An 18,052-nucleotide genomic window follows, 5' to 3' on the forward strand; every position below is an offset into this window, starting at 1 on the left:
CCGCTCCGCCTTTCGAGGCCGGCGAGACTACGGGGCTACGGGGCTACGGGGCTGGGCTACGGGGCTACGAGCCCACCGCCTCCGGCTCCTCACGGATCACGGCCGCGGGCCGCTCGGCCGCCACGGGCCGGACCGGCGCGGGCGGCGGGGGCGAGCCCGCCGCCACGAACGGCCGCCACCAGGGCGCGCTCGGCGCGTCCGCCGCACCCGGCTCGAACGGCTGGCCCGGAATCGGCAGGGCGATCGCCGCACCGGCGCCCTCGGCGGCGGTCACCGTGCCCTCCCCCGGTTCGTCCCACGGGTGCGGGGCCAGGTTGAAGGTGCCCCAGTGGATCGGCAGCATCGTGCCGCGCGCGACGCCGCCCTGGAGGTCGAGGTGGGCGCGCACGCCCTCCTCGGGCGTCATGTGGATGTCGGTCCAGAACTCCGAGTACGCGCCGATCTGGATCATCGTCGCGTCGAAGGGGCCGTGCGCCGCGCCGATCTCCTGGAAGCCGGAGAAGTAGCCGGTGTCCCCGCTGTGGTAGATCCGGTGCTCGTCGCCCGCGACGACCCAGGACGCCCACAGGGTGAACTGCTGGTTGCGCAGGCCGCGCCCGCAGAAGTGCTGGGCCGGGGTGGCGGTGAGCGAGAGCCCGGCGACCTTCGTGGTCTCGTTCCAGTCGAGCTCGCGCAGCCGGTCGGCCGGGACGCCCCAGCGCTCCAGGTGCGCGCCGACGCCGAGCGGCACGGCGAAGACCGTGTCCGTACCGGCCAGTGCCTTGATCGTCGGCAGGTCGAGGTGGTCGTAGTGGTCGTGCGAGATGACCACTACATCGACCTCGCCCAGCGAGGCCAGCGGTACGGGGACCGGGTGCAGGCGCTTGGGCCCGGCGAAGGGGAAGGGGGAGCACCGCTCGCCCCAGACCGGGTCGAAGAGGACCCGGCGCCCGTCGATCTCCGCGAGCACGCTCGAATGGCCCATCCACGTCAGCCGCAGGCCGCTCGCCGGGGGCTTCGAGAGCTCCGCGAGGGTCGTCGGGTAGACCGGGATGGGCGCGCCGGGGCTACGCCGGAGCCGCTGCTCCTTGTGGAAGTAGATCTTGGCGAACTCGGCCATGGATCCGGAGGGTCTGGTCCTGGTCCCGGCCGGGTTCTGGAAGATTCCGTCGGCGAAGTTCGGCGAACGCCGGATCCGCTCCAGCCTGGCACCGGACGGGTCCGCGCCGAAGGCTTCGGGCCGCAGTGCGCGCAGCCGTGGACGCAAGGGACGGGAGCCGGTCAAGGCGCCTCCAGTGTGGGGGGGTGCGGGCAGGGCGTTCTCATGATTACCACCATCCCAACGCGCGACACCCCCCAAGGATTCCGCTACGCGCCCGCGAACGCTCTCCGCCCCCTGCCCGCAGACCCCCGCGCCACCTCCCGTGCCCACCTCCCGCGCCGCCTCCCGCTCGCCCCTACAGCGGCAGCAGGTCCGGCCGCTTCGGCTCCACGTGGTCGCCGGAGGACTCCCCGCGCAGCCGCCGGCCGATCCACGGCGCGAGGTGTTCGCGGGCCCAGTGGATGTTGTCGCGGGTGGTGTCCACGGACCCGCGCGGCCGCATCGGCGGCCAGGGCTGGTCCGGATCGGCCGGCGTGTCGAGGCCGAGCACCTGGGCGGCGCGCAGGGCGACCCTGGTGTGCCCCTCGGGCGAGAGGTGCAGCCGGTCGTCGTCCCAGGCCCGCCGGTCCTGTATGGATTTAAGCGACCAGAGGTCGAGCACGGGGCACTCGTAGCGGTCGGCGATCGACCGGACGTGCGCGCTGAACGTCGCGATCTTGCCCCGCATGTGCTTGAGGACCGGTACGTCGCGCGTGTCGAAGCCGGTGGTGATGACGACCAGGCCGACGGATCCGGTGAGGTCGCGCACGGCCGCCTCGTACCGGTCGGCCACGTCGTCCGGATCGCTGCCGGGCCGGATGATGTCGTTGCCGCCCGCGCAGAAGGTCACCAGGTCCGGTGCGAGCTCCTTGGCCCGGGGGACCTGCTCGGCCACGATCTGGTCCAGCAGCCGGCCCCGTACGGCCAGGTTCGCGTAGCGGAACGCTCCGGAACCGGCCGGCCCCCCGGATTCGGCCGACCGGCGGGGGTCGCCGGGGTCGCCGGGGGCACCGGGGGCACCGGGGGCACCGGAGCCGCCGGATGCCGCGGAGTGCTCGTACCGCTCCTCGCACCGATCGGCCAGGAGAACGGCCAGCCGGTCCGCCCAGCCGAGGAAGGTGTCCCCCGGTCCCGGGTCCCCCACGCCCTCGGTGAAGCTGTCCCCGAGCGCCGCGTACGAGCCAATGGTCTTGGTCTTGGATGTCGTCGTCGCTGCCACGGGAGCCCATACTTCCCCCCGGATCATGACCTACGCGACCGTAGCCAGGGCCTTACGGACCGTGATCTTCGCCACCCCGCGCCATAATGGATGGAACTGCGGGTGGAAGGGGACGTCCCGTGCCATCGGCCCTGCCGGGGGGCGAGGAGGCTCACGGCCCGTTCTGGTCCGAGCCGGGGGCGCTGCTGGAGCACGTGCCCGTGGCGGTCTTCGGTCTCGATGACGGCGACCTCGTCAGCTACTGGGGGCCCGGCGCGCGGGACCTCTTCGGGTACGACTCCACCGCCGTCCTGTCGAAGCCCGGCGCGGTCCTCTTCGCCGACGGGCCCCGGAGCGGCTCCGTTTCCTGCGCCCGGCTCACGGAGCGGGGCCGGACGCTCGGGTACTGGAGGGGCCGGCTGACGGCGCGGCGTCGTGACGGCACGACCTTCGCGTGCGGATTCCGGGCCTTCTCCATGCGGGGAACCGCAGGACGTTCGCTGGTGATGGTCCTGGCGAGCCGCAGTGACGAGCTCGACCGGGTCAAGACCAACCTCGCCTTCCTCGACGCGCTCTTCGAGACCTGCCCCATCGGCTTGGTCATGCTCGACCCGGACCTGCGGTACGTCCACCTCAACCAGGCGCTCGCCGACATGGACGGCCTCCCGATCGAGGCACACCTCGGGCGGCCCATCGACGAATTCATGATCATGTCCGACGGCGGCGAGTACCGGAACATGCTCCGGACCGTCGCCCTGGGCGGACCGCCGATCGTGGGGGCGCTGGTGGGCACGCGCCCGCGCGGCCATCCGGACCGTGACCAAGTGCGGTCGGTGAGCTTCTTCCCCCTGAGCCAGGCGGTCGGCTCGCGCCCCGGAGTGGGCGGGCTGATGGTGGACGTGACCGACCGGGAACAGGCCATCCTGGAAGCCACCGCGGGCCGTCGGAGGCTGGCCCTGCTCGCCGAGGCCTCCACACGCATCGGGACCACCCTCGACCTGAACCTCACGGCCCAGGAGTTGGTCGACGCGTCGATGCCGGACTTCTGCGACGGCGCGGTGGTCGAACTCGTGGAGTGGATGGACGAGGCGGCGGATTTTGATCCGGGGCTACCGCTCTTCACCCGCCGGATCGCGTCGGGCACGATCCTGCCCCCTCCGGCCACCGAACTCGTGAGCGGGGTGGAGACGGTGCGGTATCCCCCCGGTTCCGTCATCCACGACATGCTGCGGACCGGCCGCGCCGTCTCCGCCGTGGTGAACGAGGAGTTCCTGGCCCGGACCGTCCTCATCGAGTCGCGCGCGCGGCTCCTGGCCGAGAGCGGGTTGGCCTGCGTCCTCATCGCCCCGCTCATCGCCAGGGGCACCGTCCAGGGCATCGCCATGTTCGGCCGGTCCGCCGACCGGCCGGCCTTCACCAAGGACGACGTCAGCCTTGCCGGTGAGCTCGCCTCACGTGCCGCGATCTGTCTGGACAACGCCCGTCTGTACAGCCGCGTCCAGGACATCTCGATCACCCTGCAACGGGCCTTGCTGCCCAGCGTGCTGGCGACCAGCCCGTACGTGGACGTGGCCCACCGGTACGTGCCCGGCAGCCGCGTCACCGAGGTCGGTGGCGACTGGTACGACGTGATCAACCTGCCCGACGGCCGGGTCGCCCTCGTGGTGGGCGACGTGATGGGGCACGGGGTGTCGGCCGCCGCCGCCATGGGCCGCCTCCGCATCACCACCAAGGCCCTGGCCAGGCACGACAGCGAGCCCGCCGACCTGCTCGCCGAGCTCGACGCGTGCGCCCAGGAGGCCGGCATCGAGCTGGCGACGTGCCTGTACATCGCCTACGACCCGAAGAGCGGCCGCGCCCGCATCGCCAGCGCCGGCCATCCCCCACCCCTGCTGCTCCGGCCGGACGGCACGGTCGAGACCATCGACGACGTCCTGGGAGTCCCTCTCGGCGTCGGCGGGTTCCCCTTCCGGACGACCGAGATCGAACTCCCCGGGAACGCGACCCTCGCCCTGTACACCGACGGCCTCATCGAGGCGCGCGGCCGGGACATCGACGCCGGCCTGGAAGCGCTGCGGGTCGAACTGCGAGGAGCCCCGAAGCCGTTGGAGGCGATGGCGGACCACATCCTCGCGAGCCTGCTGCCCACCCCGCCGACCGACGACACCGTTCTGGTGCTCGCCCGCGTCCACCGCGCCCCGTAGACCGCGCGCGAGACCGCGCGCGCGGCGAGAAGCGGACCGTGCGCGCGATGAGGGGGGCACGGGTTTCCGGGAGGCCGTAACAGGTTCCGCGAGGCAGTCTGGTCCCATGGGGTCACATCCTCGCCCGCCTCCCGGCCGAACGGGGGCTCACGGCACGCTCCTGTTCGCCCTGGCCCAGTGCGCGCCCTTCGCGATCGCGCTGGGCGTGCTGGGCATCGAGCTCTCGCCCGCACACGACCTGGTCACCGGCCCCGTCCTCACCACGACTCCGGCGCTGGCCGCGCTGACGATGGGCCCGGTGGGCACGCTGTCCGCGGCGGCCCTCGCCGCGGCCGTGAACGCGACCTCCGCCACGTACAACCAGTCGTGGGGAACCCAGACCCAGCTGATCATCGGCAACTTCCTGGGGATCATCGTGGTGTCCGTGGCCAGTGTCACCCTGAGTAACGCGGTGCGCGCCCGCAGACAGAGCGAACTCGACCAGGTCCGCCGGATCGCGGTGGCGGCCCAGGAGGTCGTCCTGCGGCCCGTTCCCGAGCTCCTGGGCCCGCTGCGGGCGGCCAGCATGTGCCTCGCGGCCGGGACGGGCGCCCAGGTGGGCGGAGATCTGTACGAGGCCGTACAGACGCGCTACGGCGTCCGGCTGATCGTGGGGGACGTCCGGGGGAAAGGGCTGTCGGCCATACGCGCGGTCGCGGTGGCCCTGGGCGCGTTCCGGGAGGCCGTGCACTACGAGCAGGATCTGCAGGAGGTCATGAACCATTGCGCGGCCGCGCTGCGGCGGGAAGCCACCGTCCCGGGCACGTACTCCCAGGCGGAACTTCCCGAGGTCCTGCTGGAGGGATTCACCACCGCGCTCATCGCCGAGGTGCCGGACGAACCGGTGGTGCACCTGGTCAGCCGCGGCCATCCGCCTCCGCTGGTGCTGCGCCGGGGCAAGGTCCAGGCGCTGCCGCCCGCCTCCCCGATGCCGCCGCTCGGGCTCGAAGACCTGGTGAGCGGCCCTCCCGCCCCACCCGAGACCCACCCGTTCCTGCCCGGCGACCGGCTGCTGCTCTACACCGACGGCGTGATCGAAGCCCGCGACCGTGCCGACGCGTTCTTCCCCCTGCCGCAGGCCATGGAGCGGATACCCGCGGGCACCTCCCCACAGGAGTTCCTGGACGAACTGCACCAGGCGCTGATCCGCCATACCGAGGGCCTCTTGACGGACGACGTGGCGATGATCCTCATCGACCGGACCACGTGAAGCGCAACGGGGTGATTTGGGCGAGGAGTTCACCGGCGTACGGGCCGTGGCCGTCGAGGTCGGCGAGGCTGGGCACGTCGGGTTCGACGAACTGCACGGGGTGGTGTACGAGATCGCCGGTGATCACCGCGCGCTCCTCCCCGGATTCCACCACGACGGCGACCTGACCGGGGGTGGCCCGTCAGTGATCCGTATGGACGGGGCCACCCGCCGTCAAGGACCCGTCATGAGGCGGGACCGGAGATGGGGAGGCGGGGATAGCTTCGGTGTCGCGCCCCGGGCTGCCTCCCCGCATCCGGGGCCTCACCCGCCACTCGCGGTTCCTCTGGGAGGGCCCCATGTGTTTGTTCCAGTACGACGACGACCCGGAGCCTGAAGAACGCGTCCCGGCCGGACCCCTGTACGTACCGGTCCTGCCGGGAAGGGCGGAGGTGGTGGTGCGCCTGTTCCGGACCCCGCTGGGAGCCCGTACCGCCGTGGGCTTCACCAGCGCGGAGCGGCTGGCGGCCACGCTCGGCGCCGGCCGGCCCTGGATCCGGCTCTCCGAGTCCGCGCTCCGCACGATCGCCGGGCCGGTCGGAGCGTCGCTGCTGACCGTCGATCCGACGCTGACCGCTCCCGCGGTCACCCCGACGACGCCGGAGACGGCGCCGGCGACCGTTCCGGTCACCCCACCGGTGCCACGGGATCCCGACGTCACCGCCCGGACCGCCTGAAGGGGCCGCACCTTGACCATCACCGACCTTCCCGATGCCCTGGCCTCCTCCGGCGAACTGTCCGTGTGGCCCGCGTCCACGACCCCGCTGCCGCACGGCGACCTCGCCGTCGGCGGCGTGTCCTTGGCAGAGATCGCCGACCGGTTCGACACACCGGTCTACGTGCTGGACGAGGGCGAGGTCCGCGACCGGTGCCGCACCTACCGCGCCGCCCTGCCCGAGGCCGAAGTCCTCTACGCCGCCAAGGCGTTCCTCTCCCGCGCGCTGGTGCGCTGGGTTCGGGAGGAGGGCCTGGGCTTGGACGTCTGCTCCGCCGGGGAGCTGGAACTCGCCGTGACCGCCGGTTTCCCCGCCGACCGCATCGTGCTCCACGGCAACGCGAAGTCGCCCCGCGACCTGGAGTCGGCGCTGCGCCTGGGCGTGGGACGGATCGTCATCGACAGCCCGTCCGAGATAGCCCGGATCGCGGCCGCCGTCGGACCCGGCGGACACCAGAAGGTGATGGTGCGCGTCGTGCCGGGCATCTCGGCCGGAGGCCACGCCAAGATCCGTACCGGTACGGAGGACCAGAAGTTCGGGCTCTCGCTCGCCGACGGGTCGGCGCAGCACGCCATCGCGCGCGTACTGGGCCTGCCGCAGCTCGAACTGACCGGCCTGCACTGCCACATCGGCTCGCAGATCACCGAGGTGAAGCCCTACCTGGTGGCGCTGCGCCGCATGGTCGGGCTGATGGCCCGGATCCGCGGCGCACACGGCGTCGTCCTGCCCGAGCTGGACATGGGCGGCGGCCACGGCATCGCCTACCGGCCCGGCGAACCCGCCCTCGACCTCACCGCGCTCGCCCGCCGGATGCGCGCCGAGCTCGGCGGCGCCTGCGCCGCGGCGGGCCTGCCCGTGCCCCGGCTCGTCATCGAACCGGGGCGTGCCGTCGTCGGGCCGGCCGGGGTCGCCCTGTACCGCGTACTGGCCGTCAAACACACGGGCGACACCGTCTTCGCCGCCGTCGACGGCGGCATGAGCGACAACCCGCGCCCCGCCCTGTACGGGGTGCGCTACGCGCCCCGCCTCCTCGGCCGCCACTCGACGGCCGCCCCGCGTACGACGACGGTCGTGGGCCGGCACTGCGAGGCCGGAGACATCCTCGCGAGCGACGTCGATCTGCCGGGCGACATCCGCCCCGGAGACCTGCTCGCCGTACCGGTGGCGGGCGCCTACCAGTTGTCCATGGCCTCCGGCTACAACATGGTCGGCAGGCCCCCGGTGATCGCGGTCCACGAAGGCACGGCCCGGGTACTCGTACGGCGCGAAACCCTGGACGATCTCCGGATCCGCGACATCGGCGACTAGCCGGTCGCGTCGAGGTCTCCTCGACCGCTTCGGCTTGGTCTTGGTCTTGATCTCGGCGGGAGTGGACAACATCGTTGCGCTTCTTGAGGGCCAGGAGGCCGTTTCCTCAGAACTGCCTCAAGTCCGTCACCCGGGGACAAACGGTGTGCCAGCGTGAGTGGGGGAACCACCCACCATTCCGAGCGGACGGACACCGACGTGATGGCCTCAACAGCAGCAGTTCGTCGTGGATTTGGACGCCGAGCCGGGCACGGCGCAGCCGCAGTCGCGCAAGCGCCCGCGGTGCCATGGCGCAAGCAGCGGATGCGGCGCGCGATCACGCTCCTCACGGCAGGTTCCTGCACGGGCGCCCTGCTCATCGCCCTGGCCCCCACCGCCTCGGCCTCGGCCTCGGCCAGTGGAATGCAGTCCTACGTCTCCCCAGGCGACTACGTCTTCACCGTCCCGGCCGGCTTGACCTCGATCACCGTCTCGGCCGTCGGCGCGGCCGGGCAGTCCACCCACGACGGCGAAGAGGGCGTGACCGCTCCCGGTGGCGCACCCGGGGAAGCCCAGGGCACCTTCCAGGTCACCCCCGGCAAGAGGTTCTACATCCACGTCCCGGCCACGTCCGGCGTTGCCTACGGCACCCACGGTACGGGCGGCGGCGCCGCCTATATCCGTACCAGCACTTCCACGACCTTCACCGGAAACCCGGCCACCGACCCGCGCATCGTGGTCGCCGGTGGCGGCGGGGGCGCCGCCGTCCAGTGGGACTTCGGGTACGGGTCGGGCGGGTACGCCGGGACCACCGGAGCCGCCGGAGCCACCGGATACGCGATCGAGGACTACCTCGATCCGGGTCGGGGAGCCTCCGGCGCCACCCAGACCTCGGGCGGCGCCGGAGGGGCTTCGTGCCACGGCCAGGCGCCCGGGGGCAGCGGCACCGCCGGCTTCGGCGGGAAGACCGGCATGCCCGGTTCCTCGTTCGGCGGGGGCGGAGGCGGCGACGGCTGGTTCGGCGGCGGCGCCGGCGGCCAGGCCGACCAGACCATGTGGTACTTCTGCGGGGCGGCCGGCGGAGGCGGCGGAGGCTCCAACTACATCTCGAGCAGCGCGACCAACCGTTCGTCGAGCCACATCAGCACCCTGGGCCCGCGCGTTCTGATCAAGTGGTCCTGACGGCAGCCGCGTCGGCCTAGGCCACTGATGGCCCTCCTCCTCGACCAGCCGGCTCGCACGCATGTCGCCCGGTATCCACTGACAGGAGGTGTCAGCAGACTGGCTCTAACCTGCGGCGCATGGACGACAACTGGACCATGGACCTCACACACACCGGGCGGGCCACCGCATGAGCATCGTCGAACTCCGGCAGTACACCCTGCGTCCCGGCGCCCGGGAGACGCTGATCGAGCTGTTCGAGCGCGAGTTCGTGACCGGTCAGCAGGCAGTCGGCATCACCGTCGGCGGCCGGTTCCGCGACCTGGACGACCCGGACCGCTTCGTCTGGCTGCGCGCGTTCCCCGACATGGCGCACCGCCGGCGCGCGCTCGAGGCGTTCTACACCGGCCCGGTCTGGCGGGAGCACCGCGACACCGCCAACGCCACCATGATCGACAGTGACGACGTCCTGCTCTTGCGCGGCCCGGGCTTCACGCCGGGGCCGGGCACGAGCGAGGTGTTCGCGACCGTCTGCCACCCCACCGACGCGGCCGATTTCGACGCGTACGCCGCCCGGCACCTGGGCCCGGGCCACGCGCTGCACCGTACCGAGCACGCCGAGAACGACTTTCCCCGCTTGCCCGTCCGGACCGGGGAAGACGTCCGGATCTGGTTCGGCCGGGCCGAGCCGGCACCCTGGCCGACCCGACGGCTGCGATGGGAGCCTGTGAAGCCTCGGAACTCCTAAAGGTTGTTGCAGAAGGGTGGGTGTGGGCAGGTCGGTGGGATGGCTGACCTGTTGTTTCACCGGGCGGTGGCGAGGTTGTGCATGATGGCGACGGCTTGGACGGCGTGGTGGAGGCCGTCTCCTTTCTGGCGGCAGGCTCAGAGGATCTTCCGGTTCTTCATGCGGGCGAAGGCGTGCTCGACGCGGGCGCGGACCCGTCGGTGTTCGGCGTTGTCCTCCCTGGTGGCGACGGCACGATACCTCTTGAGGCGGTTGAGCCCGCACTCCACCGCGTGGCGCTCGCGGTAGTCGACCGGGTCGAAGCGCGGTGGCCGGTCACCCTGAGGGAGCCGAGCCTCTGGCAGTTGCGTGCCTGATCCGCCTTGTTGGGGTTGATGTAGCAGATCTCGCGGCGGCGCAGGTAGGCACGGTTCTTGCGGGAGGCGTACGCCTTTTCGGTCCTGTCGAGTCCTCCTCAATCCTGGCCAGTCGGAGGTGGTGAGGCGATCGCCCTACCACCATTGCCGCTCGACAGCTCCACCGGAGACTCGACGCCAACCGCCGGTCCGCCCCGGAGAGCAGATGCCGTCGGCCTCCATGCCCAAAGCGAGGCCACAGAGCAGAAGCCGACTCTGGACCTGGGTGGTGATCGGTACTACCTGCCCAGCCTCTTCCTTGACGAGGGCGAACTCGAGTTCGTTGATGTGGTCTGTACGACGGCCCGGTTCTATGCCACCGAAGTCGTCTCGTCTACCCACGCGGAAATGCCCTGACCTCAGTAGTTTTCCGCGCGAATCCGGAAGGGCAGGCTGCCTGGCTCCCGGTCGACCACTCCCTGCTCGTAGACGCCTCCCAGGATTCCAGCGGCTCCACGACGGTCCCCTCCTACAGCGTCTGCCCACCGCTGCTCTTGGCCGGACCCGCAGGGCTCTGGCTCGCAACCGCGATCGGACACCTTGCCCAGCAGAGCTGAACGCAGCCACCTGGACTGTCACGAGTTGCGAAAGTCTTGAATGCGTCTTTGTCTGGGTCGACCCCGGCGGGGAGCATCGCTAGCCTCAGGACTCACTTTGGACAGCCGTGCGTCTCATGCGGTGAAGACGGGGAAACCATGGATGTTGCGGTGATCGCGGAAGGCCCCGACGGGGAAGACCAACTCCGTTCTCTAAGGGACTGGTTATCCGACTCCCAGGAGTTGCGGGGGCGGGTCGAAGGGGTAGAGCGGCCGCCACGGGCCGGCACGCTGGGGCCGGTGCTCGACGCATTGTCGGTCGCACTCGGCCCGGCCGGTGCGGCGAGCGCGCTGGCCACCGGTCTCGTCGCCTGGCTGCGCACCCGCCGGGGCGATGTGCACATCAAAGTGACGCTTCCGGACCGCAGTTCGCTGGAGCTGACCGCGAAGCGGGTCTCCGGTCTCGACACCGACGCCCTGCAGCAGCAAGTGACCCAACTGGGGGACCTATTGAACCGGCATCAGGACACGGGCGGGCCCGATCCCCACGAACTGCCGTGACGGACCTGTCGGGTGCCGGCGTACGGGTCCTGCTGATCGCGACCGCCACTCACGAGGGCCCCCTGCTGACGTCGGTGCCCGCGGTCACAACCTCCTGCCAGGACCTGCGCACGGCCCTGATCGACCGCTGCGGGGTGCGGCCCGACCACCTTCGCACGCTGCTGGACCCAGCCGACGCGCAGGCCATGGCGCAGGCCGTCACCGAGGAGGCGCAGCGCGCGGACACCGTGCTGCTGGTCTATTTCATCGGGCACGGTCTGCTCGGCCCCGACGGCGAGCTGTATCTGGCGGCGACCGGCACCGACCGCCTCACCCCCGGCATGGCCGGGCATCAGGCGCTGTCGTTCTCCTCGCTGCGGCAGGCACTGGAGGCGAGCCGGGCGTCGTCCGTCGTTGTCGTACTCGACTGCTGCTTCTCCGGACGGGCTTCTCTGGGCAGAAGCCCGTCCCTGCCCGCGTTCACGATGACGCCCGCGCACGGCATGTACCTGATGGGCTCCGCGGAGCAGCTGGCCCTCGCGCCGCCCGACGCCACGCACACGGCATTCACCGGCGCGCTCCTCGAGCTGCTGACGCACGGCGACCCGCGCGGGCTCCAGCCTCTGACCCTGGACGCCGTCTTCGACTGGGTCTTCCGCGCCATGGGTGACCGGCAGGGGCCGCTGCCCCGACGCCAGGCCGGGGACCGCTCGGGACACCTGGTCATCGCACCGAACCCGGCGGTACCGACGCGCGCGGAGCCTCCCGAGGAAGTGGAGCCCGCGCCCGGCCGCTGCCCATATCTGGGCCTGGACGCCTTCGGGGTGGACGACGCCGACGTGTACTTCGGGCGCGACGGCATGACGGAGCGGGTCTTCGCCGCACTGGCGGAGGCTGCCGGGGCGGATGAGCCGGGCCCACTGGTTCTGGTGGGCCCGTCCGGCTCGGGAAAGACCTCGCTTCTCAACGCCGGGCTGACGGCCGGACTGCGCGAGCGAGGATTGCTCGGCACCACCTCCTGGCTCCCCCTGCACCTCACCCCCGGCAGGAGCCCGCTCCGAAGGCTGGCAGCACTCTTCGACACCGGCTCTGAGACCGTCGAACGGTTGAGGGAGGACCCCGGCCACGCGATCGAGCTGGCCGACCGGTTGGCGGCCGGCCGGCCGGAGCACCGGGTGATCGTCCTCGTCGACCAGTTGGAGGAACTATTCACGCTGTGCCCGGATCTATCGGAGCGCACCGCGTTCCTGCGTGCGGTGACCGCCCTGGCCCGGCCCTCGGGAGGCGGTCGGCCGGGGACCCCGGTGGTGCTCGCGCTCCGGGCGGACTTCTACGGCCAGGCGGCAGCCCACCCCGAACTGCTCGCCGCTCTGCGCGACACCCAGCTTTTGGTCGAGCCGATGACCCCCGGCGAACTCCACGCCGCCGTGGAGGGACCCGCCACTGCCGCCGGGCTGATCCTCGACGAGGGCCTCGCCGACGTGATCCTGCACGAGTTCGGCGCGACGACCGACCGGCAATCGGCCGCGGGGGCACTGCCGCTGCTGTCCCACGTCCTGTGGGCGACCTGGCTGCGGCGCGCCGGATCGCGGCTCACCGTCGCCCAGTACCGGGCCGCCGGCGGCATCGCGGAGGCGATCAGGACCACCGCCGACGACACGTACGACGGACTCGACCCGCAGGGCCGGGAAGCCGTACGTCTCATGCTGCCCCGGCTGGTGCGCGTAGGGGAGGACTCCGCCGACACCGCCCAGCCCGTGGATCGCTCCGCGCTCCTACACGGCCTGCCCGACACTCCGGCCGCACAGCGGGCGATCGACCGGTTCACCCGGGCCCGTCTGCTCACCCTCGACCAGGACTCCGCCCGCATCAGCCATGAAGCGCTGCTGCGCGCCTGGCCCCGGCTGACGGAGTGGGTCGACGCCGACCGGGACTGGCTGCGCGCCCGGCAGCAACTGACCACCGACACCCGGGCATGGGAGCGGTCCGGGCGGGAGTCCTCGCTTCTCTACCGGGGAAGCAGGCTGGCCGCCGTACGGGAACGCGCCGCGTCGTCACCGGCGAGCGCGGTCGAACCCGACTCCGTGCTCGCCGAGTTCGTGGACGCGTCTTGGCGGCAGGAGCGCCGTGGTGTGCGCCGGGCCCGGATCGCCGTGGCGTTCCTCACAGCGCTGTTCGTGCTCGCCACCTCCGGGCTGATCGGTTCCGTGATCTTCCAGCGGCGGGCCGAGCGGGCGGGCGAACGGGATCTGGCCCGGTACCTCGCGGCCGAAGCCGAGGAGATCCGCGTCCAGCAGCCCGGTCTCGCCAAGCAGCTGAGCCTGGTCTCGTACCGGACGGACAAGGACGCGGGGCGCGGCTCGCTGCTCAACAGCCGGCGCATACCCGGCGTGATCAACGCGGAGGAGCCGGCTCAGGACCTGGCCTACAGCGGTGACGGCCGAATCCTCGCGATCTCCACCGGTGGCGCGATCGAGCTGCGCTTTCCGGGCGGCTCCGCACAGGTCGAAACAGGCGTGACCGGACCCGTCGTGATCAGCCGCGACGGCCTGACGCTCGCTGCGGTCACCTACGACGAGTCTCAGCCGAAGACGGCGTGGGTGCGGCTGTGGGACATCTCGCATCCCGACCGTCCGAGGCAGACCGCCGCACCCAGTGTGGACCACTCGATCCACGCGCTCGCCCTGAGCGTGGACGGGAAGACCTTGTACGGCGGCCTGTCGACCGGTGGGATCCAGGTCTGGGACATCGGCGACCCCGCCGCGCCGCAACCCCTGCCCGCCCTCCAGGGCCATTCCGCGCGGATCGACTCCCTGGCAGTGTCCCCCCGGCGAGACCTGCTCGCCAGCATGAGCGCGGACGGCCGGGTCCAGCTCTGGAAGGCGGCCGACTCCGGACGCCCCAAGCGCGTCGCCGTGCTCGAGGGGGCGCCGTACGACCGCAGCGTTCTGGTGAACCCCGGGCCGTTGCACCGGGTGGCCTTCAACCCCGACGGACAGATGCTCGCGGCTCCGGTCGCCGTGACCGGCGGGGACAGGATCGGGCTGTGGGAGTTGGACGAGCCCGGCGCGCCCCGGAGGAGGGCCTCGAAAGCAGACGATCCGAAGGGCGCCATGTCCATCCCCTGCTCGGAGGGAACGAGTTCCCTGGCGTTCAGCCCGATCCGAGAGTTCGTGGCCGGGACCTGCGGCAGCACCTGGCAGGCGTGGATCTACCAGGAGAGCCTGGTTGCCGACGCGATCCTGCCCGGGGCGTCGGGCGGCGGCGAGGGAGGCTACACCGATGTGGGGACGGTCCTGTTCGACCCCGCCAATCCGCGCAGACTGCTGCAGTCCACCGCCCACGGCGTGCGTGTCTTCTACGTCGGCAACCCGGCCCAACTGGGCGCCGAGGCACTCCTTCAGGCGATGCCCGGGACGGGAGCCCAGTTCGATTACCGGTCGGACGGCAAGAGGACACTGCTCGCCCTTCAGGGGGTGGGTGTGAACTACCTGTGGGACGTGACGGACATGCCGGGCTCGGGCACGGTCCTCGCCACGACCCGCTCGCCGGACATGTTCTCGGGAGGGGACATCGCCCTCAGCCCGGACGGCCGCCTCCTCGCGAACGTCGAGGTGTACGAGACCGGTGAGGCCGACAAGGACGGCAAGAGGCAGAAGAACCTCGGTGTGCGACTGCGCAGCACCTCAGCAGCTCCGAATACCGAACCGCTCTCCACCATCGAAGAGTTGGACAACGGTGTGGCACAAATCGCCTTCAGCCCAACCGAGCCCGTGCTGGCCGTATCCGACATGAACGGCTGGAAGGACCTCAACCACAAGACACCGGGCGTACGGATCTACGACATCACGCACCCCGAGCGTCCGCAGCAGATCGCCCGGATCGACGCGACGGCCCCGATGCTGGAGTTCTCCCCGGACGGCACGTCACTCCTCCTCACCGACACCCCCTTCGCCGACCCTCGCGACACCCTGCCGCAGCCGGCGGACGAGTTGGAGAGCTGGGACCTCACCGACCCCGGGCACCCGGAGAAGCAGTGGGCGCGCCCGGTCGAGGCCGAGATGGGCTCGGTACACACCGCGTTCCGCCCGGACGGCAAGCTGCTCGCCATCTACGACAGCGGCGGCGTTCTGAGGCTATGGCGTGTCGAGGAGCACCGGCTCACCGAACAGCTCGCCCAGGTCTCCGTGAGCATCGACGGGAGCCCGATCGCCTTCAGCCCCGACGGAACCCGCCTCGCCCTGACCGCGACGACGGCCGTGGGTGCCGACGAACGCCCGGAGATCTGGGATCTGGCCGATCCGCGGAATCCCCACCGGCACTCCTACCTGCCGGGCTCATCGCGCGCCGCCGACTTCTACGCGCTCCAGTTCACCCCGGACGGCGATTTCCTCGCCATCGTCAGGGCTTCCGCGGGCGTAGAGCTGTGGGACACCGACCCCGAACGGGCGATCGGCGAGATCTGCGCCTCGGTCGGCGATCCCATCACCCCGGAGGAATGGAGGCGCTACCTGCCCGGCAAACCGTACGATCCACCGTGCCGCCCGTCCTAGGGAATCGGGTCGACTGCGCCCTGCCCCCCTCGGGCCCTCCGGGGCCGCGGCTCTGTGCGAGGGGATCTGTGGGACCGGGACCCCCCTCCGGTCCCGGCCCCACGGTTCAGGCGAGCAGCCGGGTCTCGGCGCTCGGTAGTTTGTTCCACCAGTGGCCGTACCGCCGGTAGACCTCCGGTTCGCGGTCGGCCAGGAAGGCCGTCAGCGCCCGGGCCTCGCCGGCGAGGGCCTCCCAGACCTCCTCCGGCAGCGGGTGGAAGGCGGTGGCCTCGATGCCGGCGCCGGACGGCCGCCACACGCCGGCGACGTGGCCGTCGACCAGCAGGGTCGCCAGGGTGTCGCCGTTCATCCGCGCGACGAGCTTGCGGTACGCCGGCGGAACGATGCGGCTCCGGTCGGCGTAGGCCAGCAGCACGCTGTCCCACATGGCCATCAGCCGGGGCGGCGCCGGTGTGTCCTCCTCCGGAATCGGCGCGCCCTGGACGTCGAACAGCTCCTCGCCGTCCGGCCCCGTCAGCCGGACGAGCCCGCCGGCCGGCTCCAGCGCGCGCAGGGCCTGGCGGACCCTGGACCGCGGGACCAGGGAGAACTGCGCCACGTCCGCCGCCGACGCCGGCCCGAACCCCTCCAGGTAGCGCAGGACCAGCGTCCGCAGGGACTCCTCCGCCGCCTCCGGGTCCGCCGGTACGGTGCGCGGCCGGCTCGGGGGTGCGACGTACGACGGACGCTCCCCGAACGACCACGGCGCGGCGGTGGGCGCGTGCAGCAGCGGTGCGTACTGCCGCAGCCCCCACCACGCTCCTGGCCGCGGCGCGGCCCCCAGCCGGTGTCCGAGCCAGGCCTCGCACTCCGCCGTCGTACGGGGCCGGTCGGCGAAGTCCAGCAGTTCCGGCACGAGGAGGTCGGCGTCCTCGGCCGTCAGCCCCGAGTCCGTGAAGCGGGTCCCGAGCCGGGCGGCCCGTACGGACGGCTGCACGGCCTCCCGGAAGACCGGGTAGTCCCGCGCGTGCACGGCGTGCAGGGTCAGCCGCATCAGCGTCGACTTGAGGACCTCGCGCCCCGTGAAGGCCGCGTCGAGGTCCGCCGGGTCGAAACCGGCGAGCCGGTTCCACAGCGCGAGGTAGGGCGAGGCCGCGTGCTGCGCCTGCAGGGCGACCACCCTGCGGACCGCGTCGCCGACGCCCATCACCTCGCGCCGCAGCAGCAACTGCCGTGCGAGGGTGGAGCGGTTGAGCTCCCTTGCGCTGACCTTCATGCCACGCCCGTCCCGTCCCGTGCCGGAACGCGCAGCCTAACCGGCACCTCCGACAGCGCCTCGGCCTCAGATGCTGACGCCCTTGGACCGCAGGTAGGCCATTGGGTCGATGTCCGAGCCGTACGAGGGCCCGGTGCGGATCTCGAAGTGCAGGTGCGGGCCGGTCACGTTGCCCGTGGCGCCGGAGAGGCCGAGGGTCTGCCCGGCGGTGACGCTCTGGCCGGACGAGACGGAGAGCTGGGAGAGGTGCGCGTACTGGCTGTACTTGCCGTCGGCGTGCCGGACGACGACCTCGTTGCCGTACGCGCCGCCCCAGCCGGCCGAGACCACGGTGCCCGCGCCGACCGCCTTGACGGTGGTGCCGGTGCTCGCGGAGAAGTCCACACCGGTGTGGTAGCCGCTGGACCACATGGAGCCGGCGGTCTTGTACGCGGTGGAGGTGCCGCCGCCGACCGGGGCGACGAAGCCGGTGGACGTGGAACCGCCCTGCTGCTCGGCGGGAGCCTCGGGGGCGGCGTCCTGGGGAGCGGCCGCCTCGTCGGAGGAACCCGCCCCGTCGGAGGAATCCGACGAATCGCCAGAAGTGGAAGAACCGAACGAAGCGGACTTCTTGGCCGGCTTCGGCGTTTCGGCCGGCGCGGAGTCGGCGGTCGCGGCCGGAGCCGCGCCCTTCGCGCCGAGCGTGAGCTCCAGGCCCGGGTGGATCAGCGACGGGTCGGTGCCGACGGCCTCGAGGTTGTCCGCGTAGAGCTGCTCCCAGCCACCGGTGAGGTGCTGGCGCTCGGCGATCTTGGAAAGGTAGTCGCCCGGCACCACGGTGTAGACCGTGGGGGCGCTCTGCGCGGCGGCCGGGGCGGCCTGGAGCGAGGCGGGCACCTGCGCGGCCAGGGCCGGAGCGACGGCGGGCGCCGCGGCCGGGACGCCCGCGGCGTGGGCGCCGGTGGCCCCGAGCAGCGGCAGCGCGAGGGCCGCGCCACCGGTGCCGGCGGCGGCGAATCCGCGGGATATCGAGCGGGACTTGGGACGGCGGCGCTTACCCGTTCCGTGCATG

The 18,052-nt window shown here is 71.9% G+C and carries 13 protein-coding genes and 1 pseudogene; 8 read left to right on the forward strand and 6 right to left on the reverse strand.

Annotated elements, in window-relative coordinates:
• Positions 1 to 64: 64 nt before the first annotated feature.
• Both OG730_RS06150 and OG730_RS06155 read right to left on the reverse strand, forming a co-directional pair.
• On the reverse strand, positions 65 to 1,264 hold the full coding sequence (locus tag OG730_RS06150) for an MBL fold metallo-hydrolase (RefSeq protein ID WP_327303232.1): 1,200 nt from the start codon (positions 1,262 to 1,264) through the stop codon (positions 65 to 67).
• Between the two features lie 172 nt (positions 1,265 to 1,436).
• Positions 1,437 to 2,366 carry an SGNH/GDSL hydrolase family protein gene (locus tag OG730_RS06155; protein ID WP_442814835.1) on the reverse strand — a complete coding sequence of 310 codons (930 nt, stop codon included), beginning with the start codon at positions 2,364 to 2,366 and terminating at the stop codon, positions 1,437 to 1,439.
• A gap of 92 nt (positions 2,367 to 2,458) precedes the next feature.
• Here OG730_RS06155 and OG730_RS06160 point away from each other — a divergent pair, with 92 nt between their 5' ends.
• Together OG730_RS06160 and OG730_RS06165 are read left to right on the forward strand one after the other, a co-directional pair.
• Positions 2,459 to 4,522, forward strand: a complete 2,064-nt coding sequence (locus OG730_RS06160; RefSeq protein ID WP_327303234.1) for a SpoIIE family protein phosphatase — start codon at positions 2,459 to 2,461, stop codon at positions 4,520 to 4,522.
• Positions 4,523 to 4,628: 106 nt separating this feature from the next.
• On the forward strand, positions 4,629 to 5,771 hold the full coding sequence (locus OG730_RS06165; protein WP_327303235.1) for a PP2C family protein-serine/threonine phosphatase: 1,143 nt from the start codon (positions 4,629 to 4,631) through the stop codon (positions 5,769 to 5,771).
• On the opposite strand, the gene OG730_RS06170 is transcribed toward OG730_RS06165, so the two are convergent.
• Positions 5,752 to 5,925, reverse strand: coding sequence for a hypothetical protein (locus OG730_RS06170; RefSeq protein ID WP_327303236.1), 174 nt, complete (start codon positions 5,923 to 5,925; stop codon positions 5,752 to 5,754). The two genes, OG730_RS06165 and OG730_RS06170, sit on opposite strands and share 20 nt — an antisense overlap.
• Before the next feature lie 184 nt (positions 5,926 to 6,109).
• Here OG730_RS06170 and OG730_RS06175 point away from each other — a divergent pair, with 184 nt between their 5' ends.
• The 4 genes from OG730_RS06175 to OG730_RS06190 all read left to right on the forward strand — a co-directional run bounded on the left by OG730_RS06175 (position 6,110) and on the right by OG730_RS06190 (position 9,722).
• The gene (locus tag OG730_RS06175; RefSeq protein ID WP_327303237.1) at positions 6,110 to 6,487 is read left to right on the forward strand and encodes an SAV_915 family protein; all 378 of its coding nucleotides are present in this window, start codon (positions 6,110 to 6,112) and stop codon (positions 6,485 to 6,487) included.
• Positions 6,488 to 6,499: 12 nt separating this feature from the next.
• The gene (gene lysA / locus OG730_RS06180; RefSeq protein ID WP_327303238.1) at positions 6,500 to 7,834 is read left to right on the forward strand and encodes a diaminopimelate decarboxylase; all 1,335 of its coding nucleotides are present in this window, start codon (positions 6,500 to 6,502) and stop codon (positions 7,832 to 7,834) included.
• A 282-nt stretch (positions 7,835 to 8,116) separates the two neighbouring features.
• Complete coding sequence (locus OG730_RS06185) at positions 8,117 to 8,995, forward strand: hypothetical protein (RefSeq protein WP_327303239.1); 879 nt, start codon at positions 8,117 to 8,119, stop codon at positions 8,993 to 8,995.
• Between the two features lie 169 nt (positions 8,996 to 9,164).
• The gene (locus OG730_RS06190) at positions 9,165 to 9,722 is read left to right on the forward strand and encodes an NIPSNAP family protein (RefSeq protein WP_327303240.1); all 558 of its coding nucleotides are present in this window, start codon (positions 9,165 to 9,167) and stop codon (positions 9,720 to 9,722) included.
• 56 nt (positions 9,723 to 9,778) lie between these two features.
• Here the strand turns inward: OG730_RS06190 and OG730_RS06195 are convergent.
• A pseudogene (locus OG730_RS06195) lies at positions 9,779 to 9,940 on the reverse strand (IS5/IS1182 family transposase); the annotation flags it as partial.
• Between the two features lie 872 nt (positions 9,941 to 10,812).
• Between OG730_RS06195 and OG730_RS06200 the strand changes: the two are divergent.
• Together OG730_RS06200 and OG730_RS06205 are read left to right on the forward strand one after the other, a co-directional pair.
• Positions 10,813 to 11,214 carry an effector-associated constant component EACC1 gene (locus tag OG730_RS06200; RefSeq protein ID WP_327303241.1) on the forward strand — a complete coding sequence of 134 codons (402 nt, stop codon included), beginning with the start codon at positions 10,813 to 10,815 and terminating at the stop codon, positions 11,212 to 11,214.
• Entirely contained in the window at positions 11,211 to 15,746 is a 4,536-nt protein-coding gene (locus OG730_RS06205) for a caspase, EACC1-associated type (protein WP_327303242.1), read from the forward strand. The genes OG730_RS06200 and OG730_RS06205 overlap by 4 nt, the downstream gene beginning before the upstream one ends.
• A 106-nt stretch (positions 15,747 to 15,852) precedes the next feature.
• Here OG730_RS06205 and OG730_RS06210 read toward each other — a convergent pair whose 3' ends face one another.
• Both OG730_RS06210 and OG730_RS06215 read right to left on the reverse strand, forming a co-directional pair.
• Positions 15,853 to 17,001, reverse strand: a complete 1,149-nt coding sequence (locus tag OG730_RS06210) for a winged helix DNA-binding domain-containing protein (protein ID WP_327303243.1) — start codon at positions 16,999 to 17,001, stop codon at positions 15,853 to 15,855.
• Positions 17,002 to 17,067: 66 nt separating this feature from the next.
• The gene (locus OG730_RS06215; protein WP_327303244.1) at positions 17,068 to 18,051 is read right to left on the reverse strand and encodes a LysM peptidoglycan-binding domain-containing M23 family metallopeptidase; all 984 of its coding nucleotides are present in this window, start codon (positions 18,049 to 18,051) and stop codon (positions 17,068 to 17,070) included.
• Position 18,052: the final 1 nt, after the last annotated feature.

It is taken from the genome of Streptomyces sp. NBC_01298 (assembly GCF_035978755.1).
Classification (GTDB): Bacteria; Actinomycetota; Actinomycetes; order Streptomycetales; family Streptomycetaceae; genus Streptomyces.